Genomic DNA, 20,269 nt, shown 5'->3' with positions numbered 1-20,269 from the left:
CTGCGAGTGCCCACACAGATTGTCTGATAAATTGTTAAAGAGCGGTGCAATCAGCGCGTTAGCTTGCTGTTGCGAGGTGGCGTATATTACGCTTTCCTCCTTCAGAGTCAAACACTTTTTTCAGCGTTTTTCTCCGGCGGGATGAATCACTTTACTCCCTGCTGAGTCGTCTGCGTTGCCGCTTTGCCGTCTCAGTGGTGGCGCAGTATAGGGATTTCTTGAGGGCTGACAAGTGCTATTTTAAAGTTTTTGCACAACCGCTCACTCTTTAACCCAAACGTTGCAAAATCGACCTAAATCTTATGAAACACCATAAAAAAACGGGCCCGCAGGCCCGTTAAAGTCACATCGCATTACTGATGCGCCACAATGATGCCGTCTTTTACATCCATCTCAATGGTTTTACCCGGGACAAAAGCACCAGAAAGAATCTTCTGCGCCAACGGGTTTTCGATCTGCTGTTGGATAGCGCGTTTTAATGGGCGCGCACCGTAAACGGGATCGTAACCATTTTCGCCAAGCAGTTTCAGCGCGGCATCCGAGATATGTAATTGATAACCACGCTCCTCGAGACGCTGATACAACCGCTGCAGCTGAATCTGCGCAATGGACGCAATGTGCTGTTCTCCCAATGGATGGAACACCACCACCTCATCAATACGGTTAATGAACTCTGGGCGGAAATGCGAACCTACCACCGTCATCACCATATCTTTCATTTCCGGATAGTCCAAAGCACCAAAGCGTTCTTGGATCAAATCCGATCCAAGGTTAGAGGTCATAATGACCACGGTATTACGGAAATCTACCGTGCGCCCCTGGCCATCAGTCAGGCGACCATCATCCAGCACCTGTAACAAGATGTTGAACACATCCGGATGAGCTTTCTCTACTTCATCGAGCAAGATAACCGAATAAGGACGACGGCGAACCGCCTCGGTCAAATAGCCTCCTTCCTCGTATCCGACATACCCCGGAGGCGCACCGACTAAACGTGACACCGAGTGTTTTTCCATGAACTCGGACATATCAATACGTACCATGGCATCGTCACTGTCGAACAAGAAATTAGCCAGCGCCTTACTCAGCTCAGTTTTACCGACACCGGTTGGTCCAAGGAACAGGAACGAACCAATTGGACGATTGGGATCGGACAAACCTGCACGACTACGGCGAATCGCATTCGATACCGCATCGACCGCTTCGTTCTGACCAATCACGCGCGCATGCAGCTCTTGCTCCATCCGCAGCAATTTCTCACGCTCGCCTTCCATCATTCGTGCCACTGGAATGCCGGTCCAGCGCGCCAGCACGTCGGCAATTTCCACATCTGTTACGCGGTTGCGTAACAGCTTCATGGTTTTACCTTCGGACTGCGTCGCAATGGTGAGCTGCTTTTCCAGCTCCGGAATTTTACCGTACTGCAGTTCGGACATTTGGCCCAGATCGCCAACACGTCGCGCCTGTTCCATCGCAAGACGAGCCTGCTCCAGTTCCGCCTTAATGTTCTGCGTACCGGTTAAAGAGGCTTTTTCCGCTTTCCACTCTTCTTCAAGCTCAGCATATTCACGCTCTTTCTGATCGAGTTCCGTTTCCAACATCTCCAGACGCTTAATGCTGGCATCATCCGACTCTTTCTTCAGTGCCTGCTGTTCCAGCTTTAACTGGATGATGCGGCGTTCTAAACGATCGAGCGACTCCGGTTTCGAATCCATCTGCAAACGGATGCTTGAAGCCGCTTCATCGATCAGGTCAATGGCTTTATCGGGCAACTGACGGTCCGATATATAGCGGTGCGACAAGGTTGCCGCCGCCACAATCGCCGGGTCGGTGATCTGCACATGGTGGTGCAACTCGTAGCGCTCTTTTAAGCCACGCAGAATCGCGATGGTATCTTCGACACTCGGTTCAGCCACAAACACTTTCTGGAAGCGACGTTCCAGCGCCGCATCTTTCTCGATGAACTGACGATATTCATTCAACGTCGTGGCACCGACGCAGTGCAGTTCACCACGCGCTAATGCAGGCTTCAACATGTTACCCGCATCCATGGCGCCATCAGCTTTACCGGCACCGACCATGGTATGCAATTCATCAATAAACAGAATGACGTTGCCTTCTTGCTTGGCAAGGTCACTCAATACGCCTTTCAGACGCTCTTCAAATTCGCCACGGTATTTTGCACCGGCCACCAGTGCGCCCATATCCAATGCCAGCACGCGACGGCCTTTCAGACCTTCTGGCACTTCACCATTGATAATGCGCTGCGCCAACCCCTCCGCAATGGCGGTTTTACCCACGCCGGGCTCACCAATCAGCACAGGGTTATTTTTGGTGCGGCGCTGCAATACCTGAATGGTGCGACGAATCTCTTCATCACGACCAATCACCGGGTCTAATTTACCGAGCTCGGCACGCTCGGTAAGATCGATGGTGTATTTTTTCAAAGCCTGGCGCTGATCTTCAGCCCCTTGATCGTTCACGTTCTCCCCTCCCCGCAATTGCTCGATGGCCTTAGTGAGTTTTTCGGTGGTTGCACCAGCAGACTTCAATATGTCCGCCAGCGAACCACGAGAGTCGAGGGCCGCCAGAACAAATAATTCAGATGATATAAAGTTGTCGCCGCGCTTTTGCGCGAGTTTGTCGCACAGATTCAAAACCCGAATGAGATCGGCTGAAGGCTGTACATCGCCATCCGTACCTTCCACCTGTGGCAGTCGGTTGATAGCTTGTTCGATATTGGTACGCAGACCAGCCACATCGGCACCTGCTGCGCTAAGCAACGGACGCACCGATCCGCCTTCCTGATTGAGCAACGCGCTCATCAAATGAAGGGGTTCAATGAATTGATTGTCGTGTCCCAGGGCAAGGGACTGAGCATCGGCAAGGGCCAACTGGAATTTATTAGTAAGACGATCCAGACGCATGATTCCTCCAATACAGGTCAAAATGCTACTGGAGATTAAATGAGGTCATCCCTCAAATTTTTCAAGGTTAATGACCTGAGTTGCGAGCAAAAAATACGCTACTGGATCGTCTTGCGGCGTAAGGTTATCTCAGCCAAATCAAAGTTGCCATACGTCCGGTGATTCCGTCGCGTCGAAAGGAGAAAAAATTAGCAGATTCTGTGTACGTGCAACGTGGTGAACCGCTGATGGAGCGCACTCCGGCAGCCTCAAGCCGCTGACGGGCAAGCTGCCAGATATCCGCAAAATATTTATCACCCAAGGGACGAAAAGCGGCATCGGCTTGTGCATCATGGGCGATGAAGGCCTTACGCACCTCAGCGCCAACCTCGAATGCCTGCGGGCCGATCGCTGGACCAAGCCAAGCATGGATATGGTGGGCGGGGCAGTGAAATTGCGCCAACGTCTTTTCCAATACCCCATTGCAGAGGCCCCGCCACCCCGCATGTGCAGCGGCGACTTCTTTACCATCATCGCTACAAAACAATACGGGTAAGCAATCTGCGGTCATTACCGCGCACACCACACCTGATTCTCGTGTAATGGCGGCATCCGCATTCGGCACGCTTTCATTTGCAGGTAAACGTGCAACGTCCTGCCCATGAACCTGATTAAGCCATTGTGGCATAGCAGGTAAAACGTCATCCGTTAAACGCAGGCGATTCTGCATCACATGACTTTCGCTGTCGCCAACGTGCGCCCCAAGATTCAATGAATCCCAGGGCGCGACGCTGACGCCGCCGTGACGTGTAGTGGAACATGCCTGGACACGCTGCGGTGCAGGCCAGTCCGGGATGATCCACTCACTCATAGCCAATCCATCTGATCGCGGAACTCATGGGTGTCGGCTTTCAATGCATCGATCAGATCAACCATGTCCTGCGGCAATGGCGCATGCCACTCCATCTCAATTCCGGTGATGGGATGATAGAGACGCAGCATGGTGGCATGCAGGGCCTGACGATCAAACCCACGCAGCGCGGCGATGAACGCGTCGGATGCACCTTTTGGTGGCCGTGGACGACCGCCGTACAGCGGATCACCCACCAACGGATGGTTGATATGCGCCATATGCACGCGAATCTGATGGGTACGTCCGGTTTCCAGGCGCAAGCGCAAGCGCGTATGGGCACGGAAATGCTCCATGATGCGATAATGGGTGGTCGCCGGTTTCCCCATCGGATGCACCGCCATGTGGGTGCGCTTGGTGGAGTGACGTGCCATTGGCTCGTTAACCGTGCCGCCTGCGGTCATGGTGCCAATCGCCACCGCTTCATATTCACGGGTAATCTCACGCAGCTGCAGCGTTTCCACCAGATGTGTTTGCGCCGGAACCGTCTTGGCCACCACCATCAAACCGGTGGTATCTTTATCAAGGCGATGTACGATGCCAGCACGTGGAACATCTGCGATTGGCGGGTAATGATAGAGCAGCGCGTTGAGTACCGTGCCATCAGGATTACCCGCTCCCGGATGCACCACAAGGCCACGCGGTTTGTTAATCACCAGGATATCGTCATCTTCGTAGACGATATTCAGTGGGATGTTTTGTGCTTCCCAGCGTTGCTCTTCTTCGATTTCAGCATCAATTGACACCTGCTCACCACCGAAAACTTTCTCTTTCGGTTTATCGATGATGGTGCCGTTGACGCTGACTCGGCGCTCAAGAATCCATTCTTTTATGCGAGAACGTGAATAATCAGGGAACAATTCCGCCAAAGTCTGATCTAAGCGTTGTCCAAGCTGTGCTTCGGACACCGTTGCGGTGAGTTGAACTTGTTGTGCCATATACAGCTTCTTCGTTAACGTTGGGTTTTCACGGCGATGCCGTTTAATATAATGTGCTATCGTACCAGGTCATAACCGGGAGCTAAACGGACAGCTTCCGCTACAACACTTTGAGGATAATCATTTCGTCATGACGCGTATGAAACATCTGGTGGCTGCTGCCACATTGAGCCTGAGCCTGGCTCTGGTGGGTTGTTCCGGCTCATCGGATCCCGTCCCGGACAGCCCGCCGTCTGAAATTTACGCCACAGCCCAGCAAAAGCTGCAGGACGGTAACTTTAAAGCGGCGATTAAGCAACTGGAAGCACTGGATAACCGCTATCCATTTGGCCCATATTCGCAGCAAGTGCAGCTGGATTTGATCTACGCGTACTACAAAAATGCCGATCTGCCACTGGCGCAAGCCGCTATCACACGCTTTATGCGTTTGAATCCGACTCATCCAAACATCGATTACGTCATATATATGAAAGGTCTGACGGATATGGCGTTGGATGATTCTGCACTGCAAGGCTTCTTCGGTATCGATCGTTCCGATCGTGATCCGACGCACGCTCGTGATGCTTTCCGTGACTTCTCACAGTTACTGCGTAGTTATCCAAACAGCCAATATGCTGAGGATGCGCAGAAACGTTTGGCCTACCTGAAAGAGCGTCTGGCGAAGTATGAACTCTCGGTTGCGCAATTCTATACCAAGCGCGGTGCTTATGTCGCCGTTGTTAACCGCGTAGAAGGGATGATGAAGGATTATCCTGATACTGAAGCCACGCATCAGGCGCTGCCACTGATGGAAAATGCCTATCGCCAGCTGCAACTCACCGCAGAAGCCGACAAGGTGGCAAAAATCATCGCGGCTAATAGCCAGTCCTGATTTTACTGCCAATAAAAAAGCAGCCGTAAAGGCTGCTTTTTTTTGCCGAAATGCAGTCAAACTGCTGATTTCCGCTACGGTTAACTCATCAAGTTTGCTCCGTTCAATCAACCGCTTCAAGCTTTTTCCGTCACTTTCCCGGGCTTTCTCACAATTCGTTGGCATTGACAAAAAGTGACATTTCAATGTGATCCAGATCACACATTTTCCTGAATTCCGCGGTATGCTGGACCTACCCAGACGGAAATGACAGAGAGGTTTAACTATGATTCTGAACATTACCAGCAAACAAATGGAAATCACTGCGGCTATCCGCAACCATGTCGAAGACCGTCTCGCCAAGCTGGAAAAATGGCAAACTCACCTGATAAATCCGCACATCGTGTTATCGAAAGAGCCGAAAGAATTCGTGGCTGATGCCACCATTAATACGCCAAACGGCACGCTGGTCGCCAGCGCGAAACACGAAGATATGTACACGGCCATTAATGACTTGATTGCTAAGCTGGAACGACAACTCAATAAAGCGCAGCATAAGCCTGAAGCTCGCCGCGCAACCAGCAGCATGAAAGATTTTAGCCCTGCGGGATAAATCACCCTTTTCCAGTAACGCGCCTACGGGCGCGTTTTTTATTGACAGCTTTTAATCACTGCGGTTAATCTCAGTTCACTTTAACGCAGGAAACACACATGAAACATCTACCGTTCTTCTTCGCATTCTTTTTTACCTTCCCCTGATTGGGAGGCGATTCGTCATGTGAAAATGAATGCGAAGACGAACAACAAAGCCTCCCAAAAGGGAGGCTTTTTTATTGGACATTTTACAGGTGAGCCCTATGAATCCCGAAAATCCCCTGCTGGCATTACGCGATAAGATCAGCGCCGTTGATGAAAAGCTGTTAACGCTGTTGGCCGAGCGTCGTTCGCTGGCGATTGAAGTTGCACAGGCGAAACTGGCTACGCATCGCCCCATCCGTGATGTTGAACGCGAACGCGCCCTGCTGGAAAATCTGATTTCATTAGGGAAAAAACATCAGCTTGATGCGCACTACATTACCCGTCTGTTCCAGTTGGTGATCGAAGATTCGGTACTCACCCAGCAAGCGTTGTTACAAAAGAACCTAAATCACCCTCACGCACACGCACCTCGCATCGCTTTCCTTGGACCTAAGGGCTCCTATTCACACCTTGCAGCCCGCAAATACGCAACCCGCCATTTTGATTCAATGGTTGAAATCGGTTGCCTAAAATTTCACGACATCATTCACCAGGTTGAGAGTGCTCAGGCAGACTACGCGGTGATGCCGATCGAAAACACCAGCTCTGGCTCAATCAACGACGTCTATGACTTATTGCAGCAAACCACCCTCTCTATCGTGGGCGAGTTGACGATCCCTATCGAACACTGTGTGTTGGTGAACGGCAATACTGACTTGCAACAGATCGAGACCGTCTACAGCCATCCACAGCCGTTCCAGCAATGTAGCCAGTTCATTAATCGCTTCCCGCAGTGGAAAATTGAGTACACCGAAAGCACAGCTGCCGCGATGGAGAAGGTCGCAGCAATGAACTCATTAAAAGTCGCTGCACTCGGCAGCGAAGCGGGCGGAGAATTGTATGGCTTGCAGGTGCTGGAGCGTGATTTGGCTAACCAGCAGCAAAACCATACCCGCTTCATTGTTCTGGCACGGAAATCAATTGAAGTTTCCAGCCAGGTGCCGGCCAAGACCACGCTGATCATGGCAACGGGCCAGCAGGCTGGTGCGTTGGTGGAAGCCTTGCTGGTATTGCGCAACCATAATCTCATTATGAGTAAACTGGAGAACCGTCCTATCAACGGCAATCCATGGGAAGAGATGTTTTACATTGATGTGCAGGGCAATCTGCAATCAGAGAGCATGCAGCTTGCCCTGAAAGAGTTAAGGGACTTAACTCGTTCACTGAAGGTACTTGGCTGCTATCCCGGTGAAAACGTCGTTCCAGTAGAACCACGTCTGTAAACAGAAAAGGCATCCTCACGGATGCCTTCTCGTTTATTGCCGGCTATCGTTCGCCGAACGCAACATGCTTCGACTCTCTACCAGGAAGCGTTGAGCGTAATCGCCAAACCATTGCGCAACACCTTCAAAGCTCTTGATAAACGCCTGCTTGTCGCCCTGCTCCAGCAATTTAATCGCATCGCCAAAACGTTGATAATAACGTTTAATCAGCGCCAGGTTGCTTTCCGAGGACATAATAATGTCAGCGTACAGCTGCGGATCCTGTGCGAACAACCGCCCTACCATTGCCAGCTCCAGACGATAAATCGGTGAGGACAAGGCCAGCAGTTGGTCCAGATTGACGTTCTCTTCCGCCAGATGCAGGCCATAAGCGAAAGTGGCAAAGTGGCGCAGTGCCTGAATGAATGCCATGTTCTGATCGTGTTCTACAGCGCTGATGCGATGCAAACGCGCGCCCCACACCTGAATCTGTTCCAGGAACCACTGATAAGCTTCCGGCTGACGACCATCACACCACACCACAACTTGCTTCGCCAGGCTTCCACTGTCAGGACCAAACATGGGATGCAGACCCAAAACAGGCCCAGTATGCGCCGCCAGCATTGCCTGCAGTGGGCGATTCTTCACCGACGCCAAATCGACCAAAATGCAATCTTCCGGCAGCTTAGGCAGCTCGGCGATGATTTGCTCGGTGAGATGGATCGGCACACTGATAATGACCATGCCGGCATCTTTGAGCAGCTCATCAGAGCGATCCCAGTCGCCTTTATCAAGAATACGCACCTGATAACCCGACAACGTGAGCATCTTTTCAAACAGGCGCCCCATTTGGCCACCGCCACCCACGATAACGACAGGGCGCAGCGTCGGGCATAGCGTTTTGAAACCTTTGTCATTTTCATGCGCATAAGATTCGCGCATTAAACGACGCAGCACATCTTCGATCAAATCGGGTGAAACACCGAGACTCTCTGCTTCCTGACGACGTGAAGCCAACATACTGGCTTCACGTTCCGGCACATAAATCGGCAAGCCATAGCGACTTTTCACTTCCCCGACTTCGGCTACCAGCTCAAGACGTTTGGCCAATAGTCCAAGTAAGGCTTTATCTACTTCATCAATTTGATCGCGCAGCGCGGTCAGTTCAGCCACCATGACTCATTACACCTCGTGTGACAGACGCGCCGACAGCACTCCCTGCAGATCCTGATGGATTTCACGCAGCAAGGTTTCAGTGGTTTCCCAGTTGATGCAGGCATCAGTAACCGAAACACCGTATTTCATTTCGCTACGTGGCTGTTCAGAAGACTGGTTGCCCTCATGAATGTTGCTTTCCAACATCAGGCCAATGATGGAGCGGTTTCCATCTTTAATCTGCGCAATAGCCGATTCGGCTACGCCCGGCTGACGGCGATAGTCTTTGTTAGAATTACCATGGCTGCAATCTATCATTAAGGCTGGGCGCAGTCCCGCTTTCAGCATCTCTTTTTCGCACTGTGCCACATCCTCTGGACCGTAATTAGGTGCTTTTCCACCGCGCAAAATCACGTGACCATCTGGGTTGCCCTGGGTTTGCAGCAAGCAAACCTGCCCCGCCTGATTAATACCCACAAAACGGTGTGGCATCGCAGCAGCACGCATAGCGTTAATCGCGGTGCCCAAGCTTCCATCAGTACCATTTTTGAAACCGACGGGCATGGACAAGCCCGAGGCCATCTCACGGTGAGTTTGTGATTCAGTGGTACGTGCACCAATTGCTGACCAGCTAAACAGATCGCCCAGGTATTGTGGACTATTAGGATCCAGTGCCTCGGTTGCCAACGGCAGTCCCATTTCCACCAGGTTAACCAGCAGCTGACGCGCAATGTGCAGCCCGGCTTCCATATCAAATGAGTTGTTCATGTAAGGATCGTTGATTAACCCCTTCCAGCCAACAGTGGTACGAGGTTTTTCAAAATAAACGCGCATAACAATGTACAGCTGATCCTTCAACTGTGCAGAAAGAGTTTGTAGCTGACGAGCGTATTCAAGTGCCGCTTCGGTATCGTGGATCGAACAGGGACCACAGACCACCAACAAACGCGGATCGCGGCCCGCGATGATATCGGCAATAGTCTGACGGGAAGCAGCAATTTGCGCTTCCTGCGCCGCAGTGAGCGGGAACTTCGCTTTCAGCTCTTGCGGGGTGATTAAAATCTGTTCGTCGGCGATATGGACATTGTTCAGCGCGTCTTTCTGCATGATAGCGATCCTTTTTACTCGTTTATGCGGTTTGGGATCCTCACTGAGGATGGCGCTTACTGTACCACAACCTGTACATCTTGCAATCCATGCATGTACACTTTTATTACCACCATTGATAAACACCACGAAAATAAAAAAACAAAACCATTAAATACATAAAGTTAATGAGATAACACCAGCTCAACACAAATCATTTTATGTAACTAAAACTTTACACTATGCTTTTGTTGAAAAAATGCCAACGCCCTCTTTTTCCATTAACATTTTGTTATTCATCGTTTTTCAGGATCTTAGGATGCCAACCTCCAACATCACCCTACGTCCTTTCGTTATTCAGGATACTGGCGCCTTTACTGCGGCTGTCAATCAGTCTCTCAACAGCCTGCTGCCATGGATGGTATGGGCGCATCACGATTATCATGTAGAGGAAGCCGCTAGCTGGATTAACTTCACCCATATGCAGCGCAGTAACGGTGAAGCGGAAGAGTTCGCTATTGTCGATAGCAATGATCGGTTACTCGGCGGTGCAGGCATCAGATTCGCACAGCGGCCTGGGGAATTTACTGCATTAGGTTATTGGGTTCGCAGCGATGCACAAAGGCAAGGTGTCGCAACACGTGCAGTGGCTCAATTGGTAGACTTTGGCTTCCAGCACGCGCAGATCCCCTTACTGGAGATTATCGCTGCTGAGGAGAATCACGCCAGCCGTGCCGTGGCATTGCGCAGTGGTTTTGAGTTCATCGATTACCGCTATGGTTTAATCATTCTTGACAGCGGCCCAGTGAATAGCGCGATTTACCATCTTAAGCGACCATAAAAAAAGGGGCTGGCCCTTAGGCCAACCCCTTGTTTGCTATTAACTTTGAGATGTCGCTTACGCGCCAAGACGCTCTTTGATACGAGCTGACTTACCGGTACGCTCACGCAGGTAGTACAGTTTGGCTTTACGCACAGCACCACGACGTTTGACAGAGATGCTGTCAATTACCGGAGAGTGAGTCTGGAAGACACGCTCAACGCCTTCGCCGTTTGAAATCTTACGAACAGTGAATGCAGAGTGCAGACCGCGGTTACGAATAGCGATAACCACGCCCTCGAATGCCTGCAGACGTTTCTTAGAACCTTCAACGACCCATACTTTCACTTCCACGGAATCACCCGGACGGAATGAAGGTACGTCCTGCTTCATCTGCTCTTGTTCAAGTTGCTTGATAATGTTGCTCATAATTAAATCTCTATATCCTGGGTAAACTGATAGTCAGGGAAGATTACTCTTCCGCCTGATCGTTTTGTTGCTGCTGATGTTCCCGTTGGAACTCATTTAGCAACCGTGCTTGCTCTTCAGTCAGAGCCAGGTTTTCCAGAAGTTCAGGTCTTCTCAGCCAGGTACGGCCTAGCGACTGTTTCAGGCGCCAACGGCGAATATCAGCATGGTTGCCCGACAGTAAGACTGGCGGAACCTCCATCCCTTCTAACACTTCAGGTCGGGTGTAGTGCGGGCAATCCAGCAAACCATCCGAGAACGAATCCTCTTCGGCTGACGCTTGTTTCCCCAAGACACCGGGAATAAACCGGGCGACCGAGTCAATCAATGTCATAGCTGGTAGCTCACCACCACTGAGAACGTAATCACCAATTGACCATTCTTCGTCAATCTCAGTGTGAATCACGCGCTCATCAATCCCTTCATAGCGACCACATACCAGAATAAGTTTCTGGTTAGTCGCCAGTTCGCAAACGCCCTGTTGGTCCAGTTTGCGCCCCTGAGGTGAAAGATAAATCACCTTAGCACCTTCTCCCGCCGCTGCTTTCGCTGCGTGGATTGCATCCCGTAAGGGTTGCACCATCATCAACATCCCCGGTCCGCCGCCGTAAGGACGATCGTCCACGGTACGGTGCCGGTCATGCGTGAAGTCACGAGGACTCCAGCTTTCAATGTTGAGCAGGCCATTTTTTACTGCCCGGCCAGTTACCCCGTACTCGGTAATAGCGCGAAACATCTCTGGAAACAGGCTAATAACACCAATCCACATCGCGTTCGCCGTTACGTTACCGGATTGTCCGGAGATCAAAAACCAGGATCCCAATCTACTTCAATAGTGCCAGTAGAGAGATCGACTTTCTTGATAACCTGTTCATCAAGAAACGGGATTAACCGCTCTTGCGCACCGAATGCATCTTTCAGGTTTGCCTTTACGACAAGAACGTCGTTCGAACCGGTCTCCATCAAATCAATGACTTTGCCCATTTCGTAGCCTTCGAGGTTTACTACTTTGCAACCCATAAGGTCTTTCCAGTAGTAATCGCCTGCTTCCAGCGCTGGCAGCTGCGTAGAGTCAACCGTAATTTCGCAATTGGTTAACTGGGCCGCAGCGTCCCGATCGTCAATGCCTTTGACTTTGATGATCAGGTCCTGATTGTGGTGCTTCCAACCCTCAAGTTCCACCAGCTGCCATTTACCGGCGCGCTGAATAAACCAAGGTTGGTAGTCGAAGATACTTTCAGCGTCTTCAGTGGAGGAAAACACTTTGAGCCAACCCCGAATCCCGTAAGCGGCCCCCATTTTACCCAGTATGAGTGGGTTAACAGGAAGCTGTGCGGCAGGTTTAATGCTCATGCTCACCACCGTGACAGATTAAGCTGCTTTCTTTGCTTCTTTGATCAGCGCGTTAACGCGATCTGAAAGCGTTGCGCCCTGGCCAACCCAGTGCTCAATACGGTCCATATCCAGACGCAGACCTTCAGCCTGACCAGAAGCGATCGGGTTGAAGAAACCTACGCGCTCGATGAAGCGACCGTTACGTGCATTGCGGCTGTCAGTAACGACGACCTGATAGAACGGACGCTTTTTCGCGCCGTGACGTGCCAAACGAATTGTAACCATAACATCCTCATTAGTTAATAAAGCACTCGGGCTCCATCGAGGGATGGAACCCGAGTGCGATATAAAAAGCCCGAAAATTTTACTCATTTTGGCGCAAAAAGCAACCTAAACGTGTCAAACCTCCGGCTTATTGCTGGCTGCCTTAGCGACCAGGGAATCCAGGGGGCATCATACCTTTCATGCCACGCATCATTTTGGCCATGCCACCCTTCTTCATTTTCTTCATCATGCGCTGCATGTCGTCGAACTGCTTCAGCAGACGGTTGACATCTTGCACCTGCATACCAGAACCCGTCGCGATACGACGCTTACGGGAACCTTTAATAATTTCTGGCTTCTGTCGCTCTTTGGTGGTCATCGAATTGATGATGGCCTCCATACGAACCAGCACTTTGTCATCCATCTGCGACTTGACGTTGTCTGGCAGTTGGCCCATGCCCGGCAGTTTGCCCATCAGGCTGGCCATACCGCCCATGTTGCGCATCTGTTTTAACTGCTCAAGGAAGTCGTTGAGGTCGAAACCATCACCGGTTTTCAGTTTCTTCGCCAGTTTCTCCGCCTGTTCGCGGTCAACTTTGCTTTCGATATCTTCGATCAGCGACAGCACGTCGCCCATGCCGAGAATACGTGAGGCGATACGGTCTGGATAAAACGCTTCCAGTGCATCAGTCTTCTCACCCATACCCATAAATTTGATCGGTTTGCCGGTAATATGACGAATCGACAGCGCAGCACCACCGCGCGCATCACCATCGACTTTGGTCAGAATGACACCGGTCAAAGGCAGCGCTTCGTTGAAGGCCTTTGCGGTATTTGCCGCATCTTGACCTGTCATCGCATCGACAACAAACAGCGTTTCCACCGGATTGATCGCGGCGTGAACCTGTTTGATCTCATCCATCATTGCTTCATCGACGTGCAAGCGACCGGCGGTATCCACCAGCAGCACATCGTAGAATTTCAACTTGGCTTCTTTCAGCGCGTTTTGAACAATATCAACGGGCTTCTGGCTCAGGTCAGACGGGCAGAAATCGACGCCCACCTGCTCAGCTAAGGTTTCCAACTGTTTAATCGCCGCAGGGCGATAAACGTCGGCTGATACCACCAAGACTTTCTTTTTGTGCTTTTCACGCAGGAACTTACCGAGTTTACCTACGCTGGTCGTTTTACCCGCACCTTGCAAACCCGCCATCAACACTACGGCAGGCGGCTGCGCGTTCAAGTTGAGCGCATTGTTTTCTGCGCCCATTGCTGCAACCAATTCGTTGCGAACAATTTTGATGAACTCTTGGCCTGGCGTCAGGCTTTTGTTCACATCCTGACCCACCGCGGCTTCTTTCACGCGGTTGATGAACTCACGCACGACAGGTAGCGCAACGTCAGCTTCCAGCAAAGCCATACGCACTTCGCGCAGCGTGTCTTTAATGTTGTCTTCGGTCAGCCTTCCGCGGCCGCTGATGTTGCGCAGGGATTGCGACAAACGATCGGTTAAATTATCAAACATGCTCTCTCACTTAGGACCGTAGCGAGGCCGCCAGAGCGGCACAATGCGGCGGATTATAGCACGAAGCCTCAGCGATCTCTGCAATTGACCTTCAGATCGTTTGGAGCCTGATGCGGCTGGCGCTATACTGCTTTTTTCCTTATCTGACCGACACCTGAAAGGATCTATGTCCGTTTTCGCGATTGTGGCGCTGTTCGCCTACTCCCTCAGCCTTGCATTAATCATCCCCAGCCTGCTGAAACGCAACGGCGGGTGGCGTCGTTTTGCCGTGCTTTCGGCCTGCGTGGCGCTAATTGCCCACGCCGTGGCACTGCAGCAACGTATTTTTGCTGTCGATAACGGACAAAATCTCAGCCTGCTGAATATTGGTTCATTGGTCAGCTTGCTCATCTGCGCCATCATGACCATTGTCGCATCACGCAACCGTGGCTGGCTGCTGCTGCCTATTGTTTACAGCTTTGCGCTGATCAATCTGGCGTTTGCGACATTTGTGCCCAATGCCTTTATTACCCATCTGGAAACCACGCCAGGTATGATGATTCACATCGGCCTGTCGCTATTTGCCTATGCCACACTCATTATCGCGGCGCTTTATGCACTGCAGCTGGCGTGGATAGACTACCAATTAAAAAATAAGAAGCTGGCCTTCACCCAGGATATGCCGCCGTTGCTCAGCATTGAGCGTAAGATGTTTCACATCACGCAGATTGGTGTGGTGCTGCTAACACTGGTGCTCTGCACCGGCTTGTTCTTCATGCACAACCTGTTTAGCGCGGAAAACGTCGATAAAGCGGTTCTTTCTATCCTTGCTTGGTTTGTTTATATCGTTCTGCTCTGGGGACACTATCACGAGGGCTGGCGTGGACGCCGCGTCGTCTGGTTCAACTGCGGTGGTGCACTGCTGCTGACCATGGCCTATTTCGGCAGTCGCGTACTGCAACACCTGCTCACTTCTCACTAAAGGAATTTTTGCGTTGGAACATGTTTCAACCACCACGCTGATCATTACGCTGGTCATCATGGTGCTGGTCTCTGCGTATTTCTCCGGTTCAGAGACCGGCATGATGACGCTCAACCGTTACAAACTGCGTCACAAAGCCAAAAGCGGTAACCGTGCCGCTCGCCGCGTTGAAAAACTACTGCGTCGCCCCGATCGATTGATCAGTCTGGTGCTGATCGGTAACAACCTCGTCAACATTCTTGCCTCAGCACTGGGTACCATTGTCGGCATGCGCCTGTATGGCGATGCCGGGGTAGCGATTGCCACCGGTATTCTGACCTTTGTGGTACTGGTGTTTGCTGAAGTCTTACCCAAAACCATTGCCGCGCTTTATCCCGAAAAAGTCGCCTACCCAAGCAGTGTGTTACTGGCGCCATTGCAGTATGTGATGCTGCCGTTGGTGTGGTTGCTCAACACCATTACCCGCATTTTGATGCGGATGGTCGGGATCAAAACCGAGGGCTCCATCAGTTCCGCTCTCAGCAAAGAAGAACTGCGCACCATTGTCTATGAATCACGCTCGCTGATGTCTCGCCGTAATCAGGACATGCTGCTCTCGGTGCTCGATCTGGAGAAGGTCGGCGTTGATGACATCATGGTGCCGCGCAATGAAATCGTTGGGATTAATATCAACGACGAGTGGAAATCTATTGAGCGGCAGCTCAGTAATTCGCCACATGGTCGTATTGTCTTGTTCCGCGATTCGCTCGACGATGCTGTCGGTATGCTGCGTGTGCGTGAAGCCTGGCGCATGATGACCGAGAAAAAAGAGTTCAACAAAGAGCGCCTGTTACGCGCTGCTGATGAAATCTACTACGTGCCAGAGGGAACGCCACTGAATGTGCAGCTGGTGAAATTCCAACGCAATAAAAAGAAGGTTGGCTTGGTGGTGGATGAGTATGGCGACATCAAAGGATTGGTCACCATCGAAGACATACTCGAAGAGATTGTCGGTGATTTTACCACTTCAATGTCTCCTTCACTGGCTGAAGAAGTCATGCCACAGAATGACGGTTCCGTACTGATTGAAGGCAGCGCCAACGTGCGTGAAATTAACAAAGCCTTTAACTGGACGTTGCCCGAAGATGAGGCGCGCACCATTAACGGCATGTTGTTAGAAGCGCTGGAGGAGATCCCGCAGGTTGCCACATGCGTCAAAATCGGCAACTACAATGTCGATATTCTCGATGTGCAAGACAACATGGTGAAGCAGGTGCGTATTACGCCACAGCATCCGTTGAAATCCTCCATCGGTTCCTGAAGCCAATAAAAACGCCGCGATATTCGCGGCGTTTTTATTGATGCCGAAGCAACAACTAAATGTGCAGCTCTTTCAGCTTCTCAGCCGGCAACTTCAGATCTTCGTTGCGGTTCACGCCAATATCATGCGCCAACACGTTACGCGCAATCTGCTGCGCTTCGTCCAGTGAGTGCAGCTTGTAGCTACCACACTGGTATTCATTCAGTTCTGGAATCTGGCTCTGCTCTTTCACTTTCAGAACATCTTCCATCGCGCCTTTCCAGGCTTTCGCTACACGCTGCTCATCAGGCGCACCAATCAGGCTCATATAGAAGCCGGTACGGCAGCCCATTGGCGAGATATCGACAATTTCAACGCCTTGACCATTCAAGTGGTTGCGCATAAAGCCTGCGAACAGGTGCTCCAGCGTGTGAATGCCGCGCTCAGTCAGAATATCGATATTCGGACGGCAGAAACGCAGATCAAAAACGGTGATGGTATCGCCATGCGGAGTGTTCATGGTTTTGGCAACGCGCACGGCAGGTGCGCCCATGATGGTGTGATCAACAGTAAAACTATCCAGTAGTGGCATACGTCACCTCCTGTTTTGAGAATTTTTTTAAAACGATGAAACTTTTCCGTTCGCCCAGCGTCTGAATATATGAAAGACGCGCATTTGTTATCATCATCCCTGACAACAGAGATGTTAATTTCGGCCACAGTGATGTGGCCATTTTCTTTTTTAGCCTTCGCGACTTGCTAAATAGCTTTCAAAATCCAGCGTATCGCTCTGCTCTAACGTCTTCTGTGCCTGCACAGACTCCAACGCCTGACGACTAAAGTCATCTTCCGTCAAAATCTCTAACGGCTCTTCACATAGCAGATGGCGATACTGTTCTGCCAGTGCAACACCCGCTCCGGTCAGGCCATTCTCTTTGATCGCATGAAGAATACGCGCAGAATAGGTTAGCTCAGGATCATCAAACGATGCCACCAGTTGATCGCAAACCTGTTGATATTGCGTGCTACCGTCGTTGCTGTCGAGCACTTCCGCAACGCGACTGAGATCGGCAAACAGGGCCTTGCCCACTTCAACCAGCGGATGTTCGGTATCGCTACACCCAACGCCAATCACCTGACCCGGCTTACGGCCTTCCATCACCACACGGTTCCAGTTTTTGCGGCTGCACAGCAGTTCTTCGGAACTCATTTCAGGTGCATCTGCCAAGGTACACCAGATCAGGAACAGATCGAGGAAGCGCGCCTGATTAGCGTCCACACCAATGGCAGAGAACGGGTTGATATCCAGAGAACGGACTTCGATGTACTCAATCCCGCCGCGTAGCAGCGCATCAGAAGGCGCTTCACCCGAACGCGTCACGCGTTTTGGACGAATCGGTGCATACAATTCGTTCTCAATCTGCAACACGTTGGTATTCAGCTGCAACCAGTTGCCGTCTGCATCTTTGGTGCCCATTGCCGCATACTCTTCTGACGGCGTTTTGATCGCCGCTTTTAGCGCAGCAACATAGCCGTCGAGTGAGTTAAAGGTGATGCCCAAACCGCTTTGCGACTTGTTGGTATAGCCTAAATCACTGAGACGCAGCGAAGTGGCGTACGGCAGCCACAGCGTGCCTTTGCCGTCTGTTTCAAACGGCAGTTTGCTTTCGCGACCTTGCAAGAAGGACGAACAGATTGCCGGTGAGGCACCAAACAGGTACGGGATCACCCAGCCAAAACGATAATAGTTGCGGATCAGACGCAGATAACCGGCAGAAATGGTCTCTTTACCGCTTTCCGCATCTTTAACATCCGCCCACTCTTGCCAGAACGACAGTGGCAGCGAGAAGTTATAATGCACACCCGAAATAATCTGCATCAGCGCGCTGTAGCGATTTTTCAGTCCCTGCCGATAGAGCGTTTTCATTTTCCCGATGTTGGAGCTGCCATATTGCGCCAGCTCAATATTCTCAACATCATCGACGTAACCCGGCATACTGAACGGCCACATACGTTCCTGACCCAACTCACGCGCAGTGTGGCGGTGAATATCACGCAGGAAGGCCAGCGACCGATCAATGTTTTGATCGACAGGGGTAATGAACTCCAGCAGCGTTTCGGCAAAATCGGTGGTAATCCAACTGTGCTTTAGCGCTGAACCCAGAGATTCAGGATGTCCGGTGGTTGCCAGGTGACCATTCGGATTCACGCGCAAAGTCTCGCGTTCAATGCCACGGCCGATACCCTTCAACGCGTCGGGATGCGCTTCCAACCAGGAAAGCGCTTTTGATACGTCCGGGATCACATTAACCTCCCGCTGTGCGAATAATTTATTTTTGTTCAGCATAATGTTAACCGTAGCCTCGAATCTGTGCGAATCAATGCCACCATTGCAATGTTTGTAATGTGGCGGTCGCGATAACGATATAACGCAGCGTTTTACCCATGGCGAGGAACAGCACCGAGGGCAGCCAGGCAAAGCGCAACCAGCCTGCGAGCACGCACAGCAGGTCGCCCACTACCGGCAGCCAACTTAAAAGCAGTGCTGCAGGTCCCAATCGGTGTAACCACGTCATTGCTGTGTCATGCCATCGCCCCTGCCCTTTTGACGGCATGAGGCGACCAAGAAAAATGTTGGTCAGGCCACCCAGCGTGTTTCCCACTGATGCAGCCAATAACAATCCATAGACCGAACCCTTTTGGGCGATCAGCAAAGCAATCAGCACAGCCTCTGAACTTCCTGGAAGCAGGGTAGCACTCAGAAAACTACTGCCGAATAACGATCCATAGGTCAGAAATTCATTCACAGTAAACGGACATCAACCACATCCATGCCCGCGGCTTGCGCCGCCTGAACGCCAAAGTCTGCATCTTCAAACACCACACAGCGCTCAGGAACCACGCCCATCAATTCAGCGCAGCGTAAAAAGGTATCGGGTTGCGGTTTATGACGCTGTACATCATCAGCGCCCACTACCGCATCGAACAGATGATATACACCGAGCTCTTCAAGCAGGGCTTTTGCCAGACTGTGTTCGCTGCCCGTGCCAACCGCCATTGGACGACGGCCGTGATAAGCCTTCACAACCTCCATGAGCGGCAAAGGACGCACGTCATCCAGTAACATCGCTTTCAGCGCCGCGGTCTTCTCTGCGGCCAACAAATGCGGATCGTGCGTGGCCTTGTTCTGTTCAAGAATGTATTGCGCCAGTTGCCAGGTAGGCGCGCCATTGAAACCCACCATTTTTTCTTCATCCATGGTGAATCCGTAGCGGCTCAACACCTGCTGCCAGGCTTTTCGATGTGTCGGCTCAGTATCAAGAATTGTGCCGTCCATATCGAAAATCAGGGCGTCATATTGGTCGTACATTGTCACTCCGTCGAGCACCATAAAATGAGCCATTACTTTAGCGTAATGCGCTTAGGTTGTCGCCAGGTGTGCTTAACAGCAAATGCTTTGAAAGCATTAGCAATTTTTGTTTTCAGAAAAAGGTTAGAAAGCGATACCGGAGATAAATGACGGTTTAATCAGTGGTTTTTATTCGATGGGGGGGCTGGAGGGTAAATTCAGAAAGCGTATGTTGAAGTTTGTAGAGAAGAGATGGTGCATCCAGAGGATGACTCGGCTTTCGCCTCGCCCTTCGCGCCGTTGCTGAAGCAACGTTATCCTCCTTAGTGCGGCCTGAACGTTTATCACGTCATGACACACTGAGGCACTTTCCATATTCGAGAATATGGTGCATCCAGGAGGATTCGAACCTCCGACCGCTCG

General features: G+C 51.2%; 21 protein-coding genes and 1 other annotated feature. Of the genes, 7 read left to right on the top strand and 14 right to left on the bottom strand.

Annotation, left to right across the window (positions count from 1 at the left end):
- Positions 1-353 precede the first annotated feature (353 nt).
- The 3 genes from clpB to rluD all read right to left on the bottom strand — a co-directional run bounded on the left by clpB (position 354) and on the right by rluD (position 4,754).
- Entirely contained in the window at positions 354-2,927 is a 2,574-nt protein-coding gene (gene clpB, locus F3J38_RS27565) for an ATP-dependent chaperone ClpB (protein ID WP_167144504.1), read from the bottom strand.
- A 124-nt stretch (positions 2,928-3,051) separates the two neighbouring features.
- Positions 3,052-3,777, bottom strand: a complete 726-nt coding sequence (gene yfiH, locus F3J38_RS27560) for a purine nucleoside phosphorylase YfiH (RefSeq protein ID WP_167144502.1) — start codon at positions 3,775-3,777, stop codon at positions 3,052-3,054.
- Positions 3,774-4,754, bottom strand: coding sequence for a 23S rRNA pseudouridine(1911/1915/1917) synthase RluD (gene rluD / locus F3J38_RS27555; RefSeq protein ID WP_167144500.1), 981 nt, complete (start codon positions 4,752-4,754; stop codon positions 3,774-3,776). Before rluD ends, yfiH begins: the two co-directional genes overlap by 4 nt.
- Before the next feature lie 130 nt (positions 4,755-4,884).
- Between rluD and bamD the strand changes: the two genes are divergently transcribed.
- From bamD to pheA, 4 genes are all read left to right on the top strand, one after another.
- Positions 4,885-5,625 carry an outer membrane protein assembly factor BamD gene (bamD, locus tag F3J38_RS27550; protein ID WP_167144499.1) on the top strand — a complete coding sequence of 247 codons (741 nt, stop codon included), beginning with the start codon at positions 4,885-4,887 and terminating at the stop codon, positions 5,623-5,625.
- 265 nt (positions 5,626-5,890) lie between these two features.
- Positions 5,891-6,217: a ribosome-associated translation inhibitor RaiA gene (raiA, locus tag F3J38_RS27545; protein ID WP_084936434.1), complete on the top strand. Its 327-nt coding sequence runs from the start codon at positions 5,891-5,893 to the stop codon at positions 6,215-6,217.
- 97 nt (positions 6,218-6,314) lie between these two features.
- Positions 6,315-6,439, top strand: a sequence feature (Phe leader region).
- A complete protein-coding gene (gene pheL, locus F3J38_RS27540) occupies positions 6,316-6,363 on the top strand; it encodes a pheA operon leader peptide PheL (RefSeq protein ID WP_100703679.1) in 48 nt (15 codons plus the stop codon). (Overlaps the previous feature by 48 nt.)
- A gap of 22 nt (positions 6,440-6,461) precedes the next feature.
- Positions 6,462-7,625 carry a bifunctional chorismate mutase/prephenate dehydratase gene (gene pheA / locus F3J38_RS27535; RefSeq protein WP_167144497.1) on the top strand — a complete coding sequence of 388 codons (1,164 nt, stop codon included), beginning with the start codon at positions 6,462-6,464 and terminating at the stop codon, positions 7,623-7,625.
- 33 nt (positions 7,626-7,658) lie between these two features.
- Here pheA and tyrA read toward each other — a convergent pair whose 3' ends face one another.
- On the bottom strand, positions 7,659-8,780 hold the full coding sequence (gene tyrA / locus F3J38_RS27530) for a bifunctional chorismate mutase/prephenate dehydrogenase (protein WP_167144495.1): 1,122 nt from the start codon (positions 8,778-8,780) through the stop codon (positions 7,659-7,661).
- 6 nt (positions 8,781-8,786) lie between these two features.
- A complete protein-coding gene (locus F3J38_RS27525; RefSeq protein ID WP_039330814.1) occupies positions 8,787-9,866 on the bottom strand; it encodes a 3-deoxy-7-phosphoheptulonate synthase in 1,080 nt (359 codons plus the stop codon).
- 298 nt (positions 9,867-10,164) lie between these two features.
- Here F3J38_RS27525 and F3J38_RS27520 point away from each other — a divergent pair, with 298 nt between their 5' ends.
- Complete coding sequence (locus F3J38_RS27520) at positions 10,165-10,686, top strand: GNAT family N-acetyltransferase (protein WP_167144493.1); 522 nt, start codon at positions 10,165-10,167, stop codon at positions 10,684-10,686.
- Between the two features lie 57 nt (positions 10,687-10,743).
- Here F3J38_RS27520 and rplS read toward each other — a convergent pair whose 3' ends face one another.
- The 5 genes from rplS to ffh form a co-directional block, all read right to left on the bottom strand.
- A complete protein-coding gene (gene rplS, locus F3J38_RS27515; RefSeq protein ID WP_034822234.1) occupies positions 10,744-11,094 on the bottom strand; it encodes a 50S ribosomal protein L19 in 351 nt (116 codons plus the stop codon).
- A 43-nt stretch (positions 11,095-11,137) separates the two neighbouring features.
- Positions 11,138-11,902 carry a tRNA (guanosine(37)-N1)-methyltransferase TrmD gene (trmD, locus tag F3J38_RS27510; RefSeq protein WP_205298439.1) on the bottom strand — a complete coding sequence of 255 codons (765 nt, stop codon included), beginning with the start codon at positions 11,900-11,902 and terminating at the stop codon, positions 11,138-11,140.
- A 35-nt stretch (positions 11,903-11,937) separates the two neighbouring features.
- Entirely contained in the window at positions 11,938-12,486 is a 549-nt protein-coding gene (rimM, locus tag F3J38_RS27505) for a ribosome maturation factor RimM (RefSeq protein ID WP_167144489.1), read from the bottom strand.
- Between the two features lie 18 nt (positions 12,487-12,504).
- Positions 12,505-12,753 carry a 30S ribosomal protein S16 gene (gene rpsP, locus F3J38_RS27500; protein ID WP_039330808.1) on the bottom strand — a complete coding sequence of 83 codons (249 nt, stop codon included), beginning with the start codon at positions 12,751-12,753 and terminating at the stop codon, positions 12,505-12,507.
- Between the two features lie 142 nt (positions 12,754-12,895).
- Positions 12,896-14,257, bottom strand: coding sequence for a signal recognition particle protein (ffh, locus tag F3J38_RS27495; protein ID WP_167144485.1), 1,362 nt, complete (start codon positions 14,255-14,257; stop codon positions 12,896-12,898).
- A 166-nt stretch (positions 14,258-14,423) separates the two neighbouring features.
- Between ffh and F3J38_RS27490 the strand changes: the two genes are divergently transcribed.
- The gene (locus tag F3J38_RS27490) at positions 14,424-15,218 is read left to right on the top strand and encodes a cytochrome C assembly family protein (RefSeq protein ID WP_167144483.1); all 795 of its coding nucleotides are present in this window, start codon (positions 14,424-14,426) and stop codon (positions 15,216-15,218) included.
- A 13-nt stretch (positions 15,219-15,231) separates the two neighbouring features.
- Positions 15,232-16,518 (top strand): HlyC/CorC family transporter, encoded by a 1,287-nt coding sequence (locus F3J38_RS27485; RefSeq protein WP_167144481.1) that lies wholly within the window; start codon positions 15,232-15,234, stop codon positions 16,516-16,518.
- A 55-nt stretch (positions 16,519-16,573) separates the two neighbouring features.
- On the opposite strand, the gene luxS is transcribed toward F3J38_RS27485, so the two are convergent.
- From luxS to yqaB, 4 genes are all read right to left on the bottom strand, one after another.
- Positions 16,574-17,089 (bottom strand): S-ribosylhomocysteine lyase, encoded by a 516-nt coding sequence (luxS, locus tag F3J38_RS27480; protein WP_167144479.1) that lies wholly within the window; start codon positions 17,087-17,089, stop codon positions 16,574-16,576.
- 150 nt (positions 17,090-17,239) lie between these two features.
- A complete protein-coding gene (gshA, locus tag F3J38_RS27475; RefSeq protein WP_167144477.1) occupies positions 17,240-18,844 on the bottom strand; it encodes a glutamate--cysteine ligase in 1,605 nt (534 codons plus the stop codon).
- A gap of 31 nt (positions 18,845-18,875) precedes the next feature.
- Complete coding sequence (locus F3J38_RS27470; protein ID WP_167144475.1) at positions 18,876-19,304, bottom strand: YqaA family protein; 429 nt, start codon at positions 19,302-19,304, stop codon at positions 18,876-18,878.
- Positions 19,301-19,867: a fructose-1-phosphate/6-phosphogluconate phosphatase gene (yqaB, locus tag F3J38_RS27465; protein WP_167144473.1), complete on the bottom strand. Its 567-nt coding sequence runs from the start codon at positions 19,865-19,867 to the stop codon at positions 19,301-19,303. The genes F3J38_RS27470 and yqaB overlap by 4 nt, the downstream gene beginning before the upstream one ends.
- Between the last annotated feature and the right edge of the window lie 402 nt (positions 19,868-20,269).

The sequence above is a fragment of the Candidatus Pantoea formicae genome, from assembly GCF_011752625.1.
In the GTDB taxonomy this organism is placed as follows: Bacteria; Pseudomonadota; Gammaproteobacteria; order Enterobacterales; family Enterobacteriaceae; genus Pantoea; species Pantoea formicae.
The sequence above is the reverse complement of the archived record's forward strand: the minus strand, read 5'-3'. Positions and strand labels throughout refer to the sequence as shown.